General features: G+C 65.3%; 20 protein-coding genes and 1 pseudogene. 10 read left to right on the top strand and 11 right to left on the bottom strand.

Annotated features, from left to right (window positions below):
- Nucleotides 1-143: 143 nt before the first annotated feature.
- The 4 genes from CF68_RS38040 to CF68_RS05010 all read left to right on the top strand — a co-directional run bounded on the left by CF68_RS38040 (nt 144) and on the right by CF68_RS05010 (nt 3,869).
- Nucleotides 144-554, top strand: a complete 411-nt coding sequence (locus CF68_RS38040; protein WP_235205672.1) for a helix-turn-helix domain-containing protein — start codon at nt 144-146, stop codon at nt 552-554.
- A 107-nt stretch (nt 555-661) separates the two neighbouring features.
- Nucleotides 662-1,996 carry an MFS transporter gene (locus CF68_RS05000; RefSeq protein WP_035816460.1) on the top strand — a complete coding sequence of 445 codons (1,335 nt, stop codon included), beginning with the start codon at nt 662-664 and terminating at the stop codon, nt 1,994-1,996.
- Nucleotides 1,997-2,023: 27 nt separating this feature from the next.
- On the top strand, nt 2,024-2,593 hold the full coding sequence (locus tag CF68_RS05005) for an alpha/beta hydrolase (RefSeq protein WP_035816461.1): 570 nt from the start codon (nt 2,024-2,026) through the stop codon (nt 2,591-2,593).
- A 112-nt stretch (nt 2,594-2,705) separates the two neighbouring features.
- Entirely contained in the window at nt 2,706-3,869 is a 1,164-nt protein-coding gene (locus tag CF68_RS05010) for a porin (RefSeq protein WP_035816462.1), read from the top strand.
- 135 nt (nt 3,870-4,004) lie between these two features.
- Here CF68_RS05010 and phaZ read toward each other — a convergent pair whose 3' ends face one another.
- From phaZ to CF68_RS05045, 7 genes are all read right to left on the bottom strand, one after another.
- Nucleotides 4,005-4,835, bottom strand: coding sequence for a poly(3-hydroxyalkanoate) depolymerase (phaZ, locus tag CF68_RS05015; RefSeq protein ID WP_035816463.1), 831 nt, complete (start codon nt 4,833-4,835; stop codon nt 4,005-4,007).
- Nucleotides 4,836-4,906: 71 nt separating this feature from the next.
- Complete coding sequence (locus tag CF68_RS05020) at nt 4,907-5,338, bottom strand: phasin family protein (RefSeq protein ID WP_035816464.1); 432 nt, start codon at nt 5,336-5,338, stop codon at nt 4,907-4,909.
- A gap of 58 nt (nt 5,339-5,396) precedes the next feature.
- Nucleotides 5,397-7,028 carry an alpha/beta fold hydrolase gene (locus CF68_RS05025; protein ID WP_051591409.1) on the bottom strand — a complete coding sequence of 544 codons (1,632 nt, stop codon included), beginning with the start codon at nt 7,026-7,028 and terminating at the stop codon, nt 5,397-5,399.
- A gap of 225 nt (nt 7,029-7,253) precedes the next feature.
- Nucleotides 7,254-7,718, bottom strand: coding sequence for a MaoC family dehydratase (locus CF68_RS05030; protein WP_035816465.1), 465 nt, complete (start codon nt 7,716-7,718; stop codon nt 7,254-7,256).
- A gap of 59 nt (nt 7,719-7,777) precedes the next feature.
- Entirely contained in the window at nt 7,778-9,580 is a 1,803-nt protein-coding gene (locus CF68_RS05035) for an acyl-CoA dehydrogenase (protein ID WP_035816467.1), read from the bottom strand.
- Between the two features lie 244 nt (nt 9,581-9,824).
- Nucleotides 9,825-10,823 (bottom strand): AraC family transcriptional regulator, encoded by a 999-nt coding sequence (locus tag CF68_RS05040; protein ID WP_152548450.1) that lies wholly within the window; start codon nt 10,821-10,823, stop codon nt 9,825-9,827.
- Between the two features lie 84 nt (nt 10,824-10,907).
- On the bottom strand, nt 10,908-11,954 hold the full coding sequence (locus tag CF68_RS05045) for an AraC family transcriptional regulator (protein ID WP_035816468.1): 1,047 nt from the start codon (nt 11,952-11,954) through the stop codon (nt 10,908-10,910).
- 172 nt (nt 11,955-12,126) lie between these two features.
- Here CF68_RS05045 and CF68_RS05050 point away from each other — a divergent pair, with 172 nt between their 5' ends.
- The 4 genes from CF68_RS05050 (at nt 12,127) to CF68_RS05065 (ending at nt 15,338) form a co-directional block, all read left to right on the top strand.
- On the top strand, nt 12,127-13,182 hold the full coding sequence (locus CF68_RS05050) for a 3-keto-5-aminohexanoate cleavage protein (protein WP_035816469.1): 1,056 nt from the start codon (nt 12,127-12,129) through the stop codon (nt 13,180-13,182).
- Nucleotides 13,183-13,252: 70 nt separating this feature from the next.
- Nucleotides 13,253-13,456, top strand: a complete 204-nt coding sequence (locus tag CF68_RS05055) for a DUF1289 domain-containing protein (protein WP_013956807.1) — start codon at nt 13,253-13,255, stop codon at nt 13,454-13,456.
- Between the two features lie 61 nt (nt 13,457-13,517).
- Nucleotides 13,518-14,228 carry a DsbA family oxidoreductase gene (locus CF68_RS05060; RefSeq protein ID WP_035816471.1) on the top strand — a complete coding sequence of 237 codons (711 nt, stop codon included), beginning with the start codon at nt 13,518-13,520 and terminating at the stop codon, nt 14,226-14,228.
- Between the two features lie 123 nt (nt 14,229-14,351).
- The gene (locus CF68_RS05065) at nt 14,352-15,338 is read left to right on the top strand and encodes a tripartite tricarboxylate transporter substrate binding protein (RefSeq protein ID WP_035816473.1); all 987 of its coding nucleotides are present in this window, start codon (nt 14,352-14,354) and stop codon (nt 15,336-15,338) included.
- Nucleotides 15,339-15,461: 123 nt separating this feature from the next.
- On the opposite strand, the gene CF68_RS05070 is transcribed toward CF68_RS05065, so the two are convergent.
- The 4 genes from CF68_RS05070 to CF68_RS36965 form a co-directional block, all read right to left on the bottom strand.
- Nucleotides 15,462-17,108 carry a fatty acid--CoA ligase gene (locus CF68_RS05070; protein WP_035816474.1) on the bottom strand — a complete coding sequence of 549 codons (1,647 nt, stop codon included), beginning with the start codon at nt 17,106-17,108 and terminating at the stop codon, nt 15,462-15,464.
- Between the two features lie 20 nt (nt 17,109-17,128).
- Nucleotides 17,129-17,977 (bottom strand): TauD/TfdA family dioxygenase, encoded by an 849-nt coding sequence (locus CF68_RS05075; protein WP_035816475.1) that lies wholly within the window; start codon nt 17,975-17,977, stop codon nt 17,129-17,131.
- A gap of 9 nt (nt 17,978-17,986) precedes the next feature.
- Nucleotides 17,987-18,967 (bottom strand): quinone oxidoreductase, encoded by a 981-nt coding sequence (locus CF68_RS05080; RefSeq protein ID WP_035816476.1) that lies wholly within the window; start codon nt 18,965-18,967, stop codon nt 17,987-17,989.
- A 242-nt stretch (nt 18,968-19,209) separates the two neighbouring features.
- On the bottom strand, nt 19,210-19,488 hold the full coding sequence (locus tag CF68_RS36965; protein WP_152548451.1) for a hypothetical protein: 279 nt from the start codon (nt 19,486-19,488) through the stop codon (nt 19,210-19,212).
- An 86-nt stretch (nt 19,489-19,574) separates the two neighbouring features.
- On the opposite strand from CF68_RS36965, the gene CF68_RS05085 reads away from it, so the two are divergent.
- Together CF68_RS05085 and CF68_RS38045 are read left to right on the top strand one after the other, a co-directional pair.
- The gene (locus CF68_RS05085) at nt 19,575-19,898 is read left to right on the top strand and encodes a LysR family transcriptional regulator (protein ID WP_035816477.1); all 324 of its coding nucleotides are present in this window, start codon (nt 19,575-19,577) and stop codon (nt 19,896-19,898) included.
- A gap of 279 nt (nt 19,899-20,177) precedes the next feature.
- A pseudogene (locus CF68_RS38045) lies at nt 20,178-20,441 on the top strand (DDE-type integrase/transposase/recombinase); the annotation flags it as partial.
- Nucleotides 20,442-20,641 lie beyond the last annotated feature (200 nt).

The following is a 20,641-nucleotide window of genomic DNA, read 5'->3' on the forward strand; positions in this document are numbered from 1 at the left end:
CTGATCTGGCTAACTAGCGGACATTTGAATCCGGCTGGACATCGAGTGTAGCGGCTAAGCGGTAATGTCCGGTTCTGGCTAAGCTCAAATGTCCGAGTTTTGGCAAGGTACCCTGTACGGCCGCAGCCTGCCAGGGAGCCGCCATGCGACCGGACACGATCACCATGACGATGCGCCAATTGGACCGGCTCAAGGTCTTGCAGGCCCTGGCAGACGGTCACCTGAAGACAGGCATTGCAGCGGCTCGGCTGGGCTTGAGTCCACGCCAGACGCTGCGCGTGCTGCGCCGGTATCAGGATGAAGGCGCTCCAGGCTTACAGAATCGTCGCCAAGGCGCTCCTGGTCATCGCCAGCTCCCGCCCGGGCTCGAATCCCGCGTCCGCGGCCTGATCCGCGACAGCTACGCCGACTTCGGCCCGACGCTGGCCGAAAAGCTGCTCGCGCGCCTCATCTTCGGAGCCACCCCCCGCCCAACCCACTCCTCGTTTTCCCCGACTGTCCCACAATGCAAACAAGTTGTCTCCGCTAGTCAAACTGTTGATAGCCAATCCTAGATACTTCGCCGGTCGCGACAGGACTGTGGCCAGCGTTTGAAAGGAGGGTTTTGTCCCCTGCATGCGTGGCCATGACACAGTCAAGCGCATCCAGGAAAAGGCTGTTCATGCTCGGGCAAACCACCACGCATTCCCCCATCTCAGCCGGCGCGGCCGGTGCGAGTTCGTCGCGTTCTTACGCCTGGCTCGTCTTTGCGCTGAGCTTTGGCTTGTTGCTGTCGGACTACATGTCCCGGCAGGTGCTCAACGCCGTCTTTCCGCTGCTGAAGGTGGAATGGTCGCTGAGCGACACCGAGCTCGGTGCGCTGGGCGGGATCGTGGCCTTGATGGTTGGCCTGCTGACGTTTCCGCTGTCCATCCTGGCCGACCGCTGGGGCCGGGTCAGGAGCCTGATCCTGATGGCAGCGCTATGGAGCCTGGCTACGCTGGGCTGCGCGCTGGCCAACAATTTCGGGCAGATGTTCGTGGCGCGGCTGTGCGTGGGGATTGGCGAAGCGGCTTATGGCAGCGTCGGCATCGCCGTGGTGCTGTCAGTGTTCCCGCGCCACCTGCGTGCCAGCCTGAGCTCGGCGTTTATCGCTGGCGGCGCGTTTGGCTCGGTGCTGGGCATGGGGCTGGGCGGTGCCCTGTCGGCACTGTTTGGCTGGCGCTGGGCGTTTGCCGGCATGGCGATCTTCGGTCTGGTACTGGTGGCGTTCTATCGCCTCTTCATTACCGAGCCGCGCCTGCAGGCACAGCGCCGTGCGCTGGGCGAGGAAGCGGAAAGTGCCCCCCGGCACGAGACCGTGTCGCTGCGCCCGCTGCTGTCCGCCCTCTTCTCGGCGCGTTCGATCCTCTGTGCTTATGTGGGCAGTGCGTTGCAGTTGCTGGTCATGGGCGCCCTGCTTACCTGGATGCCGAGCTACCTGTCGCGCTACTACGGCATGGCGACGGATCGTGCGGGCGTGACCGCTGCGGCCTTCGTGCTGGCGGCTGGCGCAGGCATGATCCTGTGCGGCGCGCTGACCGACTGGGCGGCCCGCAACGCGCCCCGGCGCAAGTGGCTGATGGCGGTTTCCTACAGCGTGACCTGCTGCGCGCTGCTGCTCACTGCGTTCCACTTGCCCGCGGGCACTGCGCAGCTGGTGCTGATCGGTGCCGGCATGCTGTTTGTCGGTGGCACGGCCGGCCCGGCCAGTGCCGTGGTGGCTAACCTGACCCACCCGGCCATCCATGCCACCGCGTTTGCCACGCTGACGCTGGCAAACAACCTGCTGGGCCTCGCGCCCGGTCCCTTCGTCACCGGCCTGATTGCCGACCGCATCGGCTTGCTGGGCGCGCTCCAGGTGATCCCGCTGGCCGGTGTGCCGGCCGCGGTGTGCTTCCTGGTCGGGCGCCGCACCTACTCGGTCGACCTGCTTCGCATGGAACGCCAGCGTGAGGCACACGCGAGCAACGCCTGATTCTCTGACTTACTACCCGAAATACCGATGAACCTTCCCGCTGATACCACCTTCCTGATGGTTCCAGGCCTGCGCGATCACGTGGCGGAGCACTGGCAGACCCTGCTCCAGGCCGAGCTGCCGAACGCCCGTTCGGTGTCGCCGCTGGAGCACGACAAGCTCAGCCGTGATGCCCGCGTGACCGCGCTGGACGCTGCCCTGGCCGATATCGACGGCCCGGTGGTGCTGGTGGCGCATAGCGCCGGCGTGATGATCACCGTGCATTGGGCCGCGCAGCACCACCGCAAGATCCGCGGCGCGCTGCTGGCCACGCCTGCTGATCTTGAAACGCCGATGCCGGCCGGCTATCCGGACCACGCCACGCTGGCCGGGAACGGCTGGCTGCCCGTGCCCCGGGCACAACTGCCCTTCCCCAGCCTCCTCGCCGCCAGCCGCAACGATCCGCTGGCCAGCTATGAGCGCGCCGCGCAGATGGCCAGCCACTGGGGCAGCCGCCTGGTCGACCTCGGCGAAGTCGGCCACCTGAACCCGGCGGCCGGATATGGCCCGTGGCCGCGCGCGACCGAGTTGCTGGAAAAGCTGCTGCGCGCGAACTGAGCCGCAATAGCCTTCGCGTAGCGCAACGCCGCCACAGAGATTGCAGTACCCGTAGTACTCACAGAGACGGATTCATCCGCATCGCAACCAAAGGAAAAGAGGAGAAATACCAATGAAGCTCAGGAGCATGGCCGCGGCCGCGCTGCTCGCCTGTTCGGGGGGCGCCTTCGCCCAGTCGAACGTTACGCTGTACGGCGTGGCGGACATCAACGTGGAGTATGCCAATCACGTCGGCGCGGTCCCGACTGCCGCCAACCAGTTCAACCGCGGCCCGGCCAACGACGTCTACCGCATGAACTCCGGCGGCGTCTCCGGCTCGCGCTGGGGCCTTCGCGGCAGCGAGGACCTCGGTGGCGGACTGCAGGCGCTGTTCGTGCTGGAAAGCGGCTTCAACGTCGACAGCGGCACCTCGCAGCAAAGCGGCAGGCTGTTCGGGCGCCAGGCGTACGTGGGCGTGCAGAAGCCCGGCATCGGCATGGTCAGCCTGGGCCGCCAGTACACCTCGATGTTCGAGGCACTGGCCAATTTCTCGCCCACGGCCTATGCCACGCAATACGAACCGGTGGTGCTGCAGTCCGGCCCGAACTTCCGTGAGGACAACACGGTCAAGTACACCGGCAAGTTCGGCCCGGTCACCGCGCTGGCGCACTGGTCGTTCGGCACTGGCCTGGCCTTGCCGGCAACCGTGGGCGTCGCCACGCCAATCGGTGGCAACGGCGAAGTCCCGGGCCAGTTCCGCCGCGATACGGCCTATGGCGCCGCAGTGGCGTACCAGGGCGGTCCGTTTGGCGTGACTGTTGGCTACGACCAGTGGAACCCGACCATCGGCACCAGCAATGGCACCGCGAAGAAGGCCGTGGTGGGCGCAAGCTACACCTTCGGGCCGGCCAAGATCATGGGCGGTTACCGCTGGGGCCAGAACAAGAACGCGGCGGATGTCGTGATCCAGCGCGATGACTTCTACTGGATCGGCGCCAACTACCAGGTCACGCCGGCCATCGGCCTGACGCTGGAATACAACTACGACGACGTCAAGAGCCTGTTTGGCAATACCAACGTCGCCAATCCGTGGCAGGTCGCCTTCGTGGCCAACTATGCATTCTCCAAGCGCACCGACGTCTACCTGAGCACTGCCTATGCGAAGAACGCCGGCCTGATGCTCGAGTCGCTGGCAACGATCTACGCCAACAGCCTGTCGCTGGGCAACAGCTACGCGCTGGCCAACGGGCAGGGCAATATGTTCGGCGTGGCCGTCGGCATTCGCCACAAGTTCTGACCGGTCGCTCCAGTCATCGGATCGACACCGAGCACCTTGCTCGTTAGCGGCCGCCCGGGGATTTTCCCGAGCGGCCGTTTTTTTGCGAGGAGTAAAAGGAAAAAGCCGCGGACGTGCCGCAGCTTGAGCAAGGGTCTAGCGGCGCAGGAAGGCGCCGACGACGCGCGCGGTGTTCTCCGCGCCGGTCACGAGGAAGAGATGCCCGTCGTCGAGTACGTGCAGTTCCGCATTGGGGATGCGGGCGGCGAGGATCCTGGCATTGACCAGCGGCACGATGGGATCGTCGGCGCCGTGCATCACCAGCGTGGGCTGCCTGACCGCGCCCAGCCACGGCAGGCTGCTCCAGCCCCAGGCCGCCAGCAGCTGGTAGAGGTAGCCACGTCCCCGTGGCCGTTGCATGTGCCGTCCATGTTCGTCGAGCAGTGCAGGATCGTCGCGGAAGGCGCCGCCGTAGAGGTCGGCGCCAACGCGTCGCAGGTACTCCGGATCGCTGTAGCGGCGCACGCCGATCATCTTCGACAGCACCGACAGCCTGCCCGGCACCATGATCACGCCGGGCGACGTTGCCGCCAGCACCAGGCGGCGGCAACGCTGCGGACAGAGCCGTGCGAATTCCTGCGCGAGCGCACCACCCCACGACACGCCGAGCGTATCGACCTGGCCCGCATAGCCAAGGTGCGACAGCAGCCTGTCGGCAAGCACGCAAAGGTTGGAGAAGCGGTAAGGCATCAGCGGCGCGGGGGAGCCGCCGGCGCCGGGAACGTCGAAGATGATGACTTCCACGCCCGCCAGCGCATCGACGAAGGGCTCGATCAGTTCGAGATTGGCGCCGATGCCGTTGAAGATGAGCAGCGGCGGACCCGCGTCGGTGCCGGGCCGGATGCCGACCCTGAGTTGCTGCCCGTCCAGATCTACCGTCTGGACCTGCATGTGGCCGGCCCTGATGCCGGCATTGCTTATTGTCATCAAGCTGTCCTGGAGTCGTTGGCGCGAAGGCACGGCCACGATCGCTGCGATCGCGGCCGTGCCCCCGGTGCTTACTGCCTGGGTCGCAGGATGCCCTTCACTTCCTCGACGTTCTCGGCGATGCGCCGGCCTACTGCGGCAATGCTGTCGGCCTGGGTCTTGTACACGGTGTCGGTCAGGCCGCGCAGGCCGTTCACGGCCTTGTGCAGCGAGCGCGGCAGCACTTCAGAGACCTTGGCCGCCTGGCCGTCGGCATCCTTGCCGCCACGGGCCAGCGCCTGCAGGTCGGCGGCGGTCTCGCAGAGGTATTCGCCCTGCTGGCGCACCAGCGACTGCAGGCCGGCCAGCAGCGCGATATTCACGCCGGCCAGGGCCTCGATGTCCTTGCGGCGCGATTCGAGGATAGCCGCCGGGTCCAGGCGGTTCTGCTTGACGAAGTCAAACAGCTTCTTGTGCGGGGCGGTGTGTGCGGACGACGTGCCCGTGGTGTTGGTCGATTCCATCTTTATTTCTCCTGACAGGTTGGGTTGTAGAAAACGATGGCCCCGTGGGGCCGGTGGACTACGCTTCAGACACGTAAAGGCCAGGGGCCTCGCCGCAAGGCGCGTATTCCAGGCTGCCGGGGCTGGCCGGTGCATTGCACTTCGGCCCGGAGCGCTTCTTCAGCCACTGGCTCCAGTGCTGCCACCACGAGTCCTGGGTGGCCGTGGCGCCTTCCAGCCACGCCTCCGGGTCCGCCTCGGTGGCGTCGTTGCGGAAGAACTTCGCCTTGGGGTTGCCGGGCGGGTTGATCAGGCTCTGGACATGCCCGCTGGAGCTGAGCACGAACTCCGTGCGTCCGCCAAAGGCGCGCACCGAGCGGTACACGGCCTTCCACGGCGTGATGTGGTCGGTCATGCCGGCCAGCACGTATTTGTCGCACTGGACTTCGGACAGGTCGATGGCGTGGCCCAGCACGCGCAGCGTGCGCGGCGTGGCCAGCTGGTTCAGTGTGAGCATGTCGAGGAACTGGCCATGCAGGCCGGCCGGCAGCCGCGTGGTGTCGTTGTTCCAGTAGAGGACATCGAAGGCCGGCGGCGCATTGCCCAGCAGGTAGTTGTTGACCCAGTAGTTCCACACCAGGTCATTGGGGCGCAGCCAGGCAAAGACCCGACCCAGCTCCTCGCCGTCGAGCACGCCGCGCGCCTGGCTGCCCTGCCGGGCGGCCGTGACGGCTTCGGGCGTGCTGAACAGGCCAAGCTGGGACTGGGCATCCAGCCCGAACACCGACACCATCAGCGTGGCCGCATGCACCAGCTTCTGGCCGCTCGCGGCGCAGTAGCCCATCAGCGCCGACATCGTCATCGCGCCCGAGCAGGCGCCGTGCAGGTTCACGTCAGGGCTGCCGGTGATGTCGCGGATGGCGTGGATGGCTTCGATCAGCGCGCGGACATAGGTATCCATATCCCAGTCGCGATGCGCTGCCGTGGGGTTGCGCCAGCTCACGATGAATACCTGCAGTTCCTGGGCCAGCAGGTACTCCACCATGCTCTTGCCCTGCGCCAGGTCGAACACGTAGAACTTGTTGACCTGCGGCGGCACGATGAGCTGCGGCCGCGCGTGCACCTTCTCGGTGGACGGCGCGTACTGGATCAGTTCCAGCACATCGTTGCGGAACACCACCACGCCTGGCGTGGTGGCCAGGTTCTTGCCAACACTGAACGCTTCCTTGTCCACCTGGGCAGGCATGCCGCGGTTGGTCAGGGTGTCGGTGACCAGGTTGGTCAACCCGCTGATCAGGTTCATGCCGCCTGACTCCACAGTTTTCCTGAGCGCCGCCGGGTTGCCCAGCAGCGTGTTGGTCGGTGCCAGCGCATCGGCCACCAGCGAGGTGAAGTACTCCGCGCGGTGCTTGCTGCGCTCGTCCATGACCGAGCGCCGGACAAAGCCGCTGATGGAATTGCGCCAGGTCTCGTAGCCCTGCAGCGACATGCGGTACAGCGGGTTGTCCTGCCAGGCCGGGTCGCCAAAGCGCCGGTCGCGCGCCGACGGCAACGGGGCCGAGCCGTACAGCACGCTGACCAGGTCCTGCGCCAGCTGCACCTGCTGCTCCAGCACCAGCACCGGCTCCTGCAGGCACTGCGCGCCGATCTGCTGCGCGGTGCTGACCAGGTCTTCCAGACGCAGGCCCACGAAGGGGTTGGGGCCGGCCATCATGTCCGGCATGCGTTCGATGGACGCCACCGCGGTGGCCGCGCTCACGGCTGCAGCCTGATCCACACTATCGTCCCTATCGACCTTGGCGCTATCGATCTTGGCCATAACGACCTTCGCCCTGCCGGCCCTGCCGCCCTTGCTGCCCTGCTCTCTCGTACTGCTGACCCTCGTCATCCTGCGTCTCCCGCCTTATTCCTTGCTACTACTGTCTTGCTCAGTGCTTCAGGCGACCAGCAGCGCCACGGCTTCCGCCACCAGCGCGGGCCTGGCCTCGCCTTCGATCTCGATCGTGTTTTCCGTGCGCAGCAGCACGCGGCCGCCGCCCTTGTTGTCTGCAGCCAGCAGGCTGACGCGATTGCGCACGCGCGAGCCCGCCTTCACCGGCGCCAGGAAGCGCGTCTTTTCCAGTCCGTAGTTGACTGCGGCGCTGGCATCGGCCGGGATCACGCCCATCTCTTGCATTTGGCCTGCCACCAGCGACAGCGTCAGGTAGCCGTGGGCGATGGTGCCGCCGAACGGGCTTTCCTTGCCGGCACGCTCCACGTCAACGTGGATCCACTGCTTATCGTTGGTGCATTGCGCGAATGCGTCGATGCGCGCCTGGTCCACTTCCACCCAGTCGGACACGCCCAGTTCCTTGCCGACGAACGCGTTGAGCGTCGCCATGCGGTAGTTTTCGATTGCCATACGGCCTCCTGCATTGATTGATCTTTTTGCCCGTGCCGCGTTGCGCCACGGTTTGGGTTTCAAAACCGGGATTCGTCCAGGTTCAGGAAACCGTCCTCGCTCGACGCACCGGTAATGGCCGCTTCCAGCGCCGTGGCGCGCGGCAGGATCTGCTTGGCGAAGAACTCAGCGGTGGCGATCTTGGCGGCGTAGAACGCTTCGTCCTCGCTGCGCTTGTGCGTCGCGACGACCAGCGCGCGTGCCATCTGCCAGCCCGTCAGCACGATGCCGGCCAGCTTGAGGTAGGCAACGCTTGCGCCAAACACCGCGTTCGGCTCCTTGGCCGCGTTCTCCAGCACAAAGTCGACGGCCCGGCCCAGCGCCATGCGCGCGTAGCCGAGTTGCACGAACATGGCGCTGCATGCCGCATCCGCGCCGCTACCGGCGCAGTCCCTGAGCGCATCGATGGTCTGGTCGACTTCGGCCAGGATGGCGCGCGCGGCCAGGCCGCCATCGCGCACAGTCTTGCGGCCCACCAGGTCGTTGGCCTGGATGGCGGTAGTGCCCTCGTAGATCGGCAGGATGCGCGCGTCGCGGAAGTGCTGGGCGGCACCGGTCTCCTCGATAAAGCCCATGCCGCCGTGCACCTGCACGCCCAGGCTGGTCACGTCCAGCGACATCTCCGTGCTCCAGCCCTTGATGACGGGCACCAGGAACTCGTAGGCCGACTTGAACTGCGCCCGCGTATAGGCATCCGGTGCGTGGTGGGCAAGATCCGAGTACGCAGCCGCCACCAGCGACAGCGCACGCGCGCCTTCGGTCAGCGCGCGCATCTCGGTCAGCATGCGGCGCACGTCGGGGTGATGGATGATGGCCACCGCCTCGCGCGACGAGCCATCAACCGGGCGGCTTTGCACGCGATCCTTCGCATAGGCCACCGCCAGCTGGTAGGCACGGTCGGAGATGGCAATACCCTGCACGCCCACGCCGAAGCGCGCGGCGTTCATCATCACGAACATGTACTCCAGGCCGCGGTTCTCCTCGCCGACCAGGTAACCGATGGCACCGCCATGGTCGCCAAACTGCAGCACCGCGGTCGGGCTGGCCTTGATGCCGAGCTTGTGTTCGATCGACACGCACTGCACGTCATTGCGCGTCCCCAGCGAGCCGTCGTCGTTGACCAGGAACTTCGGCACCACGAACAGCGAGATGCCCTTCACGCCCTCGGGCGCGCCCGGCGTGCGCGCCAGCACCAGGTGGACGATGTTGTCCGCCATGTCATGCTCGCCGTAGGTGATGAAGATCTTGGTGCCGAACACCTTGTAGCTGCCGTCAGCCCGCGGCTCGGCGCGCGTGCGCAGCAGCGCCAGGTCGGAACCGGCCTGGGGCTCGGTCAGATTCATGGTGCCGGTCCACTCGCCGGCGATCAGGCGCGGCAGGAAGCGCTGCTTCAGCTCGTCGGAGCCAGCGGTGAGCAGCGCTTCGATCGCGCCGTCGGTCAGCATGGCGCACAGCGCGAACGACAGGTTGGCCGCGTTCATCATTTCCATGCACGGCGTGCCGACCAGCTTGGGCAGGCCCTGGCCACCAAACTCGACCGGGTGCACGATGCCCTGCCAGCCGCCCTCGCCGAACTGGCGGAACGCTTCCGCGAAGCCGGGGGTGGTCCTGACTTCGCCGTCATGCCAGCTGCTGGGTTGCTTGTCGCCGGCGACGTTGAGGGGAGCGATCACCTCGCCGTGAAACTTCGCGGCCTCGCCGATCACGGCTTCGATGGTGTCGGGGGTAGCGTCTTCATAGCCAGGCAGGCTGGCAATCTTTGTCAGTCCGGCCAGTTCACGGATGACAAACAGGATGTCCTTGGTAGGTGCGGTGTAGCTCATTCTCGGCCTCTGTGCGATGTTCACAGCGCCGGCATCCGATTCACTAACCGGTGGCACTGCAACGTTACGTGCCGATCGTAGTAGCGGCACGCACAAAGGCGGATACCCAAACCTGCCCATTCACTGACAAATCCTGCCGCTTTGCGCGGCAGCAGCCCTGCGCGCCCGCCGTGCGTCGCAAGAGCCAAGTAATGTGGCCAGATTTGTCAGTCGCCGGCCAGCTTTGCCAGCCGTGCAGGCGGGCCTATAGCGCGCGGCGGTAGGCGTTGGGGGTGCTGCCGGTCCAGTGGCGGAAGGCGCGATGGAATGCGGTGGGATTGTCGAAGCCCACATCGAAGGCAATGGCCGCGATGGGATCCTCGGAGCGCGTCAGGCGCTGGATGGCGATATCGCGCCGCACGTCGTCCTTGATCGCCTGGAAGGAAGTGCCTTCCGCCGACAGGCGGCGGCACAGCGTGCGCACCGAACAGTGCAACGCATGGGCCACCGCCTCGATGGTGGGCGACACCGGCAGGCACTCGGCCACGTATTGCCTGACCCGGTGGGAGCTCATCTGCTCGGCAAAGGAAACGAAGATCCAGTCCTCGGGCGCGCGCGACAGGAACTTCTCCAGATCCGGCTTGCGCTGGCGCACCGGCATGTCCAGGTAAGCCGCATCGAAGCCGATGCGGTTTTGGGCGCAACCGAAATGCACCGGGCCCGGAAACAGGTAGAGATGGTCGCCGGCCAGCGGCGAGTGAGGAAACTGGAATTCCACTGCCTGCAGCGGGATCTTCTGGCGGATCAGCCACGACGCCACGCCATGCACGAGCTTCAGCATCAGTTCCCGCCCCAGCACGCTGACGGCGGGGCCGGCCGGGTTGTCTACCAGCTCCACATAGCCAGACCCACCATCGCGCCGCGACTCGATGCGGAAGTCATCGAGGATCAGGTGGAAGAACTGGCCGAAGCGATGCAGCGCCACCTCCAGCCTTGGCGCATCCAGCAAGCTCAGGCACAGGTACTTGAGCGTGCCATTGCGCAGCGGCCGGCTGAAGATGCCCGGCATTTCATCGTCGGCCTCCTTGGCGAGCAGGCGGTACAGCGTAGAAAACTGTTCCTGCGTAACGCGTGCGGCCGGCTCGACCAGCAACTCACCGGCAATGCCTGAGCACTCGGCCAGCCGCGCGATCGCCATGGGATCGGCGCCGGCCAGGAAGCCATTGACGACAGAGATTGGGACGGTAGCGGACAGGCCGTTCACGCGGGGCGCAGGCAGTGCATGCCGGAGAGAAGGTGACGGCGCATTCTGTCACAGCGTGTGCGCGATGGAAATGCGGATCGATGCCTAGAGCAGTCCTTGCGCCGGCTCCGCGATGTCCGTCACACGCTCCTGCGCCTGCTGCTGCTTGCGCCACTTCGACACGCTGCAGCCGAACTGCCCGCTGAACCAGCGCGAAAACGCACTCAGCGAAGAAAATCCCAGCAGCGTGGCCACTTCCGAAAGCGGCCGCTCCGGGTTTTCGATATAGCCGATCACCAGACCGGCGCGAGCCTCATTGAGGATCTCCGAATACGTGGTGTCCTCCTGCAGCAGGCGCCGGTGCACCGTCCGGCGATCCACGCCAAGGTGCTGGGCCACGCGATCGACCGAGCACATGCCGGTTGGCAGCAGCACGTAGACAAGCTTGCGTACTTTGTCCGGCATGGTGCTGTTCGCCTGCGCGAGCAAGGTGCCGAGGTAGCGCTTGACCTGCCCGGCCATCACCGGGTCATAGGAAGGCAACGGCGCATCCAGGTCCGACGCCACGCAGACGATGCCGTCAAAGTCCTGGTTGAACAGCGCCGGTATGCCGAACACGCGCGTAAACGTCGCCAGATTGGACGGCGCGGCATGCGTGAAACAGATCCCGCGCGGCCGCCATGTCGACCCGAGAAACAGGCTGAGCATGCGGTACATCACCCCGACGGCCAGGTCAGTGGCCTGGCGCAGCGTGCCGGGCTGCTCGCTCAGGAGCTGCAGGCGGATCATCACCAGGCCTTCGACCTCTTCCATGCGCATGGCGAGCGCCTCGTTCTGCAGGCCCATGTACAGCACCATCGACTCCAGCGCCCGGCGCAGCGTCGGCTGCTCGCGCACCACGAAGGCCAGCGGCCCGAGGTTGGAGAACTGGCGCAGCTCGGCCATGCGCAGGCCGAAGTCGTCCACTTGCGAGGCGCGCGCGGAAGCATCCAGCAAGCGGCCCACCAGCCCCGCCGGAATGCGGATATCGGGATCGAGCAGCACGTCGCGGCTGATCTTGGCCGCACGCAGTTGCTGGTGTGGATCGAGCCCCACCGCGCGGGCGACTTCCACGAAATTGGTGAGGCTGGCGCTGCGAAGGTAGTAGGACATCGCGTTTTCCCTGACTGTCCCGAAATGTAAATCGATCGTCCCGGATCGTCAAATCGCCGCGTGCCGATACACGATACTTCAGCCACTGAACTTGATACCGCAAACGCGACCGTCAGGTGCCGACGGCAGGCGGAAATCCAGGCGGTCCGCCCACAACATACCAGGAGCAACTGTGCAATTCCTCGACGATTCCCTGCACCCCGAAAACCAGGACAAGGTGGTCATCACCGTGGCGCCGTACGGCCCCGAGTGGATGCCCGCGGATTTCCCGGAAGATATTCCGGTGACGATGGAAGATCAAATCCAGAAGGCCGTGGATTGCTACAACGCCGGCGCCACCGTGCTGCACCTGCACGTGCGCGAACTGGACGGCAAGGGCTCCAAGCGCCTGTCCAAGTTCAACGAACTGATCGCCGGCGTGCGCGCCGCGGTGCCGGACATGATCATCCAGGTGGGCGGATCCATCTCCTTCGCGCCGGAAGACGACGGTCAGGCGGCCAAGTGGCTGTCGGACGATACCCGCCACATGCTGGCTGAACTGGACCCGAAGCCGGACCAGGTGACCGTGGCGATCAACACCACGCAGATGAACATCATGGAGCTGCTGTACCCCGAATACCTGAAGGGTACCTCGCTGGAGCATCCCGCCTACCAGGCTGCCTACCGCGAAATGACGGTGCCGGCCGGCCCGGGCTGGGTGGAAGAGCACCTGCGCCGCCTGAGCAACGCAGGCATCCAGCCGCACTTCCAGCTCACCGGCATCCATGCCATGGAAACGCTGGAGCGCATGGTGCGCGCAGGCCACTACAAGGGCCCGCTGAACCTGACCTGGATCGGCATCGGCGGCGGCTTTGACGGTCCCAACCCGTTCAACTTCTTCAACTTCGTGCACCGCGCTCCGGACGGCTGCACGCTGACCGCCGAGTCGCTGCTGAAGAACGTGCTGCCGTTCAACATGATGGCGATGTCGATGGGCCTGCACCCGCGCTGCGGCATCGAAGACACCATCATCGACCAGCATGGCAAGCGCATGACCTCGGTGCAGCAGATCGAGCAGTGCGTGCGCGTGGCCAAGGAACTGGGCCGCGAGATCGCCTCGGGCAAGGAAGCCCGCGAGATCTACCGCATCGGCACCTGGTATGACAGCGCCGACGAAACCCTGGCCGCGCACGGCATGGCGCCGAACCGCAAGGCCGGCCAGAAGAACCTGCCCCTGCGCGCGGCCTGACGCGCGCACCGGTGCGGCAGCGGGCGCAAGCGCCTGCCGCCGCACCGTCGTCCAACTTACCTTGCAAGCCATGAACCCGCCCCTCTCCGTCATCAATCCGTGCCTGAACATCTGCCGCATGGACCTCGCTGGCAAGTATTGCCAGGGCTGCGGCAGGACTGCGGTCGAGATCGGCCGCTGGGCGCAGATGACCGACGCAGAGCGCGCCGAGGTCATGGCTTCGCTGCCGGCGCGCCAGTCGTGGCGCAGCCGCGCCCCGGCGCCTACCCCCTGATATTCCACAGCCTGCTGCGGCCTGCACCGGGCTCGCCGGCTGGCGTCTTGAAGCTGCTGCCATGAACCATCCGTCCACGCTTTCGGTCGAGGCCCATTTCGACCTGATCTGTCCCTGGTGCCTGATCGGCAAGAAGCACCTGGAAAGCGCCATCGCCTTGCTCGGGAGGGAGCGTCCGGACGTCGCCGTGCAGGTGGAATGGCGTTCTTATCCGCTGATTCCGGCCATGCCGCCGGCCGGCCTGCCCTACCGCGACTTCTATGTGGCACGCCTGGGCAGCCCCCAGGCAGTGGCGGTACGCCAGGCACAGGTCTGTGCCGCGGCACAAGATGCCGGCCTCACCCTGGCACTGGATCGCATCGAGACCTTCCCGAACACCCTGCTGGCCCATCGCCTGGTACGCCTTGCCCGGCAACAGGCGGGGGCAGACGCGGCCGCTGCGCTGATCGACGAGCTGTTCACGCGTTACTTCCTGCGCGCCGAGAACATCGGTGATCCGCGCGTGCTGCGGCGGGCCGCCGCGACCTGCGGCGTCGCGATTCCGGATCAGGTCCCGGCTCAACCCGATGCGGATGCACACCGTGACCTGGACTGGCTGCCGTCACTCGGCGGCCCGCAAGAACCGGTCTTGCGGGCCGGACTAGGCGTGCCGCACTATATCTTCGACGGCACCCGCAGCGTGTCTGGCGCGCGGCCTCCCGCCGCGCTGCTGGAAGCCATGCTGCACACGCTGGCGCGCGCGAAGCAGCGCGCCACCCGGGCCACCGCCTGAACACCCTGGCGACGGCGGCACTGCGCCCACGCCTCGATTTTTCTGCAATATCCCGTGTAACTGCCCCCGACAAGAAGGCTGGCATGGGCGTATCCATACCCTAGACTTTCAACGGAGACACAGATGCCTCAACGCCCTGCCCTTTTTCGCCTACGCCACGCCGCCTTAGCCGCCGTCAGCGCCGTCATGGCCCTGTCCATGCCCTCGGCCATGGCGTGGACCAACAAGCCCGTACGCATGCTGGTGCCGGCCCCTGCCGGCGGCACCATGGACGTGATTGCCCGCCTTCTGGCCGACCAGCTGTCGCAGGACCTCGGCCAGCCGGTCGTGGTCGACAACAAGCCGGGCGCCGGCGGCGGCATCGCCATCAGCGCCATGCTGCAGGCACCGCCTGACGGCCAGACCATCATGGTGACGGCCACCAATGTGCTGACTGAAGTCCCCCACGTGCTCAAGACGCCGTACAACACGATGAAGGATATCCGGCCCGTGGCCGCGGTGGCACGCTCGCGCCTGCTGCTGGTGGGCGCGCCGTCCCTGCCCGCCAAGGACTTCAAGAGCCTGGTGAACTACGTGCATGCCAACCCTGGCAAGCTGAGCTTTGCCTCCTACAGCGCCGGCACCGCATCCCACTATGCCGGCGTGATCATGAACCAGAAGGCCGGCCTCGACCTTGCGCACGTTCCCTTTGCCGGCTCCTCGCCGGCGCTGGCCCAGGTGATGGGCGGCCAGATCGCGCTGATGTACGACGGCATGGTGACCTCGCTGCCGATGATCAAGGCCGGCAAGCTGCAAGCCTATGCGGTGGCTTCAAAGAACCGCTCGCCGCTGCTGCCCCAGGTGCCGACCTTCGCTGAGCTGGGTTATCCGGATGTGGAGTTCAGCAACTGGGTCGGCGTGATTGCCTCGGCGCGCGTGCCCGCAGAGCTGGCCCAGAAGATCCAGGCCGCCACTTACAAGGCGGCGGCAACGCCCAAGGTGCAGGAACGGATGCAGGCATTGAGCTACGAGCCGATGCGCGTGCAGACGCTGTCGGAACTGAGCCAGTCCCTGAATGCCGAGTTTGAGCGCAATGCGGCGATCGTAAAGACCTTCAATATCCAGCCCTGACCCCGGCCACACGCCGGCAGCCTGTGCGCCTCCTTCGGGAGGCGCTTTGCTTTTGCCCGCGATAAAGCAAAAAAAAGCGGCAGTCCCCGCCCGAGGACTGCCGCGAATTCCCTTTACTACCCTTCAGGCTGCGTCTTCGCGCAGTTGCTTCTTGTTGATCTTGCCGACACTGGTCTTCGGGATCGCTTCAATGAAGGTGATGCGCTCGGCCTCCGGCACGGCATACTTGCTGATCCGGCGCGAATCCGCGTGCGCCATCAGCTGGTCGCGGATCTGCTCGGCCTTGACTTCGGCGCCCGCCTTGCGCACCACGAAGGCCATCGGCCGCTCGCCCCACTTCGCATCCGGCACGCCGATCACGGCGCATTCCTGCACCCCCGGCACCTCCGTGATCAGGTTCTCCACTTCAATGGAAGACACCCATTCGCCGCCGGTCTTGATGACGTCCTTGATACGGTCGACGATCTGCACGAAGCCGTCCTCGCCCATTACCGCGACATCCTGGGTATGCAGGAAGCCGCCCGACCACAGGTCTTCCGACGCTTGCGGCTTGCCGAAATAGCCCTTGGTCAGGAACGGCGCGCGCAGCACGATCTCGCCGCGGCTCTTGCCGTCGCGCGGCAGGTCCTGCATGTCTTCGCTGACAATGCGGTAGTCCACCAGCGTCACCGGGCGACCGGTCGAGCAGCGCATGCGGACTTCCTCGGCGCAGTCCCTGGGCGTACAACCCGGCGGAATCTGGGCCAGCGACACGATCGGGCCGGTCTCGGACATGCCGTAGCCGGCAAAGATGTCGATGCCCCGCGCCAGCGCCGCCTCGCACAGCGCGGGCGGCAGCGCCGAGCCGCCGATGATGATCTTCCAGCCCGACAGGTCCTGCGCGCTGCCCTGCGCGGACTGCAGCAGCATCTGCAGGATGGTCGGCACGCAGTGCGAGAAGGTGACTTTCTCGGTCTCGCGCAGCTTCAGCAGCGCATCCGGGGCGTAGCGGCCCGGCAGTACGGTACGCAGGCCCAGCATCATGGCAATGTACGGGATGCCCCATGCCAGCACGTGGAACATCGGCGTGATCGGCATATAGACGTCTTCACGATGCATGCGCTGGCCCTCGCGCGGCGAACACAGGCTGGTTGCCGATGCCAGCGTGTGCAGCACGATTTCGCGGTGGCTGTAGCAGACGCCCTTGGGATCGCCGGTGGTGCCGGTGGTGTAGAAGGTCGCGGCCTTGGTGTTCTCGTCGAAGTCCCTGAACTCGAAGTCGGGCGACGCGTCGTCGAGCAGCGCCTCATACTCCCCCGCCAGCGGCAAGGTTAGCGCCGGTGCGTCCTGGCCGTCGGCCATCAGCACGAAGCGCGGGTTGCAGGTCAGCTCGCCGCGGATCTGCTCGAGCACCGGCGCGAAGTCCGGATGGAACAGCACGACGTCCGCGCCGGCGTCGTTCAGCGTGTACAGGATCTGCTGGGGCGACAGCCGCACGTTCACCGTGAACAGCGTTGCGCCCATCATGGGTACGCCGAAGTAGCACTCCAGGTAGCGATGGCTGTCCCAGTCCATCACCGCCACGGTGGTCCCGTGCCCGGCACCGAGCGCGGTGAGCGCCGAGGCCAGCTGGCCGATGCGGCCGCGGAAATCGCGGAAGGTGTAGCGCATCTGGCCGCGATAGCTGATCTCCTGGTCGCCGTAGAGACTGACCGAGTTGATCAGGAGCTGCTTGACCAGCAGCGGGTAAGCGTAGGCCGACTGTGCGGCCGTAATCAGGTTGTCTTGCATTGTTTATCCTGCCTTGTCCATCAGTACGGCTTGCTGCCGATAATGCCCGCGCGCTCCATCTTGCGGTGGCAAGGCGGATAGTCCATCACGGCGTAGTGCTGGGTGGCGGTGTTGTCCCAGATCGCCACGCAGTTGGGTTCCCAGCGCCAGCGCACCTGGTATTCGGGGATATACGCCTGGCTGACCAGGTAGCGCAGCAGGTCGCCCGCGCCCGGATTGGCGTCCTGGCCGGAGCGCACCCGCCCAGGCGTGTGGTAGTTGGTGAAATGCGTGGTGAAGGCGTTCACATAGAGGATCTTCTCGCCGGTATCCGGGTGCGTGCGCACCACCGGGTGTTCCGCGTCGGGATACTGGGCCTTCAGCGCCAGGCGCTTCTCGATCGGCATCGCCGCGCCAAAAGAGGCCTCGATGCTGTGGCGCGCGCGCAGGTCGGCGATCTGCTCCTTGATGTACGCAGGCAGGCGCTCATAGGCGAGTGCCATATTGGCCCACATAGTGTCGCCGCCAACTGGCGGGCATTCCACGCAGCGCAGCACGGCGCCGAACTGCGGGGCTTCGCGCCAGGTGGCATCGGAGTGCCAGGCGTTCTCGTAGCGGTCGTTGGGCTGGTCCGGGTTCTTGTAGATGCGGACCAGGCCCGGGTGCTCGGGATCGCTGCCGGCGACGGGATGGTCTTCCAGCTCGCCAAAGCGCCGGGCAAAGGCGACATGTTCGGCGCGGCTGAACTGCTGGTTGCGCAGGAACAGAACGCGGTGCTTCAGCAGCAAGGCGCGGATTTCGGCAAACAGGCCGTCGTCGCGAATCGCATCGGCCAGGTCGACACCACTCAGTTCGGCGCCAAGCGCGCAGGTAGTTTGTTGGACTTGCATGGCGTTGCCTCAGATGACGAAGATCGAAGAGCCTGTGGTCTTGCGCGACTCCAGGTCCTGGTGTGCCTGCACCGCATCTTCCAGGGCATAGCGCTGGTTGATCTCGATGCGGATACGGCCCGCGCCGACGTGATCGAACAGTTCGCCGGCCAGTTCGGCCTTTTCGGCCGGGTCGGCGATGTAGTCCGCCAGCGCAGGACGTGTCAGGAACAACGAGCCCTTCATGGCCAGCAGCACCGGGTCGAACGGAGGAATCGGGCCCGAGGCGGTGCCTACGCACACCATGGTGCCGCGCCGCTTGAGCGAATCCAGCGATGCCATGAAGGTCGACTTGCCCACGCTGTCGAACACCACCGACACGCCGACGCCATCGGTCAGCGCGCGCACCCGCTCCGCCACATCTTCATGGCTGTAGTTGATGACATGATCGCAGCCGTGCGCCCGCGCCACCTCGGCCTTGGCTTCGGAGGAAACCGTGCCGATCACGGTCAGGCCCAGCAGCTTGGCCCACTGCGAAACGATCAGACCCACGCCACCGGCCGCGGCGTGCAGCAGGATGCTGTCGCCTGCCTTGAAGGCGTGGATGCGGCGCATCAGGTAAGCCGAGGTCAGCCCGCGCATGGTCATGGCTGCCGCGGTCTCGAAGCTGATCGTCTCAGGCAGGCGGATCAGCGCTGCGGCGGGCACCAGGCGCGAGGTGCTGTACGCGCCCAGGGTATTGATGAAGCCGGTATAGGTCACGCGATCGCCGACGGCAACATTGGTGACGTCCGGTCCGATCGCCTGCACCACGCCAGCCGCTTCCACGCCCATGCCCGAGGGCAGTGGCACGCGGTAAGTCCCGTTGCGGAAATACGTATCGGCATAGTTCAGGCCAACCGCCACGTGGCGGATGCGTACCTGGCCGGGGCCGGGGTCGCCCACTTCAGTGCTTTCATAGCGCAGCACTTCCGGCCCGCCGATCTCGTACATCCGGACAATTTTTTCCACAGCTTTGGTCTCCTGGGTCAAGGGCGGCGCGAGGTGCGCCGCGTATGGAGACCAATGTAGAACCGGGCGCGTGCCGGTGCTTTGCAACAGATTCCATCGACTTTGCATTTCATGCCAAGCGCTACAGAAGCCATGGCCAGAGGCCGGGTCTTACGCTGCCGCGGATCGCCTGATGCGCTTTCCCATGATTTGCGCAGTCGGCCCACCGTGGAACTGGCCGCTGCTTTCGTACACAGAGCATTTCACCATGCTGCGCAGTCTGCCGTTCCCCCGTCGACCAGCAAGTCGCCGGCAAACATTCCGGAGATAACTGCCCTGCCGCGCACAATGACATTGCCGCCGCACATGTCAGTCATTTCGGGGCTGCCGGTCCTTTTTGACGGTGACGTGTTGGCCTGCTCAACGATTGAAACAGCCAGCCAAATCATTCTTGGCATCAAATGGCAAGATCGCCTCAGAGACTTCTTGTACCCTACGAAGGAACAACTAAAACTCGGGAAAGCATCATCACGCTGGCTCATGCGCTTGGTATTCGTGACGCGCCTGCGGTATGCCGTTGGCAACAACGTCTCTGGGTTCTCGTTGGGCCTATCTGCCAGCTTTTGGAATGAAACTCATCAGCCTCCACGCATTGGTACTCTTCGTCGAGCACGGCGACATAATTTCAGCAGCCAAAGCTGCAAACCTACAGCCCTCCAGGATCCGGTACCAGCTCCGCTTGCTGGAAGACAACCTGTGTGCACCGCTGATCAAGAAATACCGGGGGAAATGCCTGCCTACGCCCCTCGGGCGCGAGATCTACGGTAAGGCAGTGCGCACGCTGGCCATGTGGGGCGCAATTCTTGAAGACTCGCGGCGCGGGAATTCAACACCGACGGGACAGTCCGCAGACCTACTGCCTGGCGAGGTGTTCGGTGATTCGGCTGAGTAGGCCTAGCAATTCCTCGCCCGCCTCACTGGTCTCCACGATATTGCCCCGGTGGACAATGCCGCGGAACGTCTCCAGCAAATGCCGATTGGATCGGTCGGCCTTTAACTGTCGATTGGCGACCGCTGAGCCGCGTAAGGCCAATAGCCCGACGGCGCGATCCGCAGCACCTGCAGACCGGCTCGCCCCCGAAGCTGTCGCGGTAGTTGTCGATGAAGGCCCACATCACTCCGATCGGCGGTCTGTCTGACGCGTGCGCTTGCGGGCTGCCCGGCTCAGCGCTCGGCACATAATCTGCCAGTGGCGCCCAACCTACTGGAGCAGAAGCTTGAAGCCGACAGGCAAAACGCCGCGTGGGTAACTGACATCACGTATATCGCGGCCGATGAGGGGTGGTTGTACGTGGCAGGAATCAAGGACCTGTACACGTGCGAGATCGTGGGCTACGCGATGGGGCCCGGAATGACACAGGAACTGGTAGGCGAGGCGCTGTTCCGGGCGGTGCGTAGCAAACGGCCGCGGCCCGGCCTGATTCATCGCGCCAATGTCTCCATCATGATTCGCCGTCGTCTTTGGCATCAAATGGCAAGCTCTGGGCGCCTCCCCCTCATATGATGCTAGTTAATGGTGCGAACAACACGCGCTGCCATCAGCGGCCATGCATCGGAAAAATGCGAAGCCGGCGGATGCAGGTTGTCATCGAATCTGGAGGGTCAAATGTCTCAGATGTGCGTTGTCGCTGCATA

It is taken from the genome of Cupriavidus sp. SK-4, assembly GCF_000611125.1.
In the GTDB taxonomy this organism is placed as follows: Bacteria; Pseudomonadota; Gammaproteobacteria; order Burkholderiales; family Burkholderiaceae; genus Cupriavidus; species Cupriavidus necator.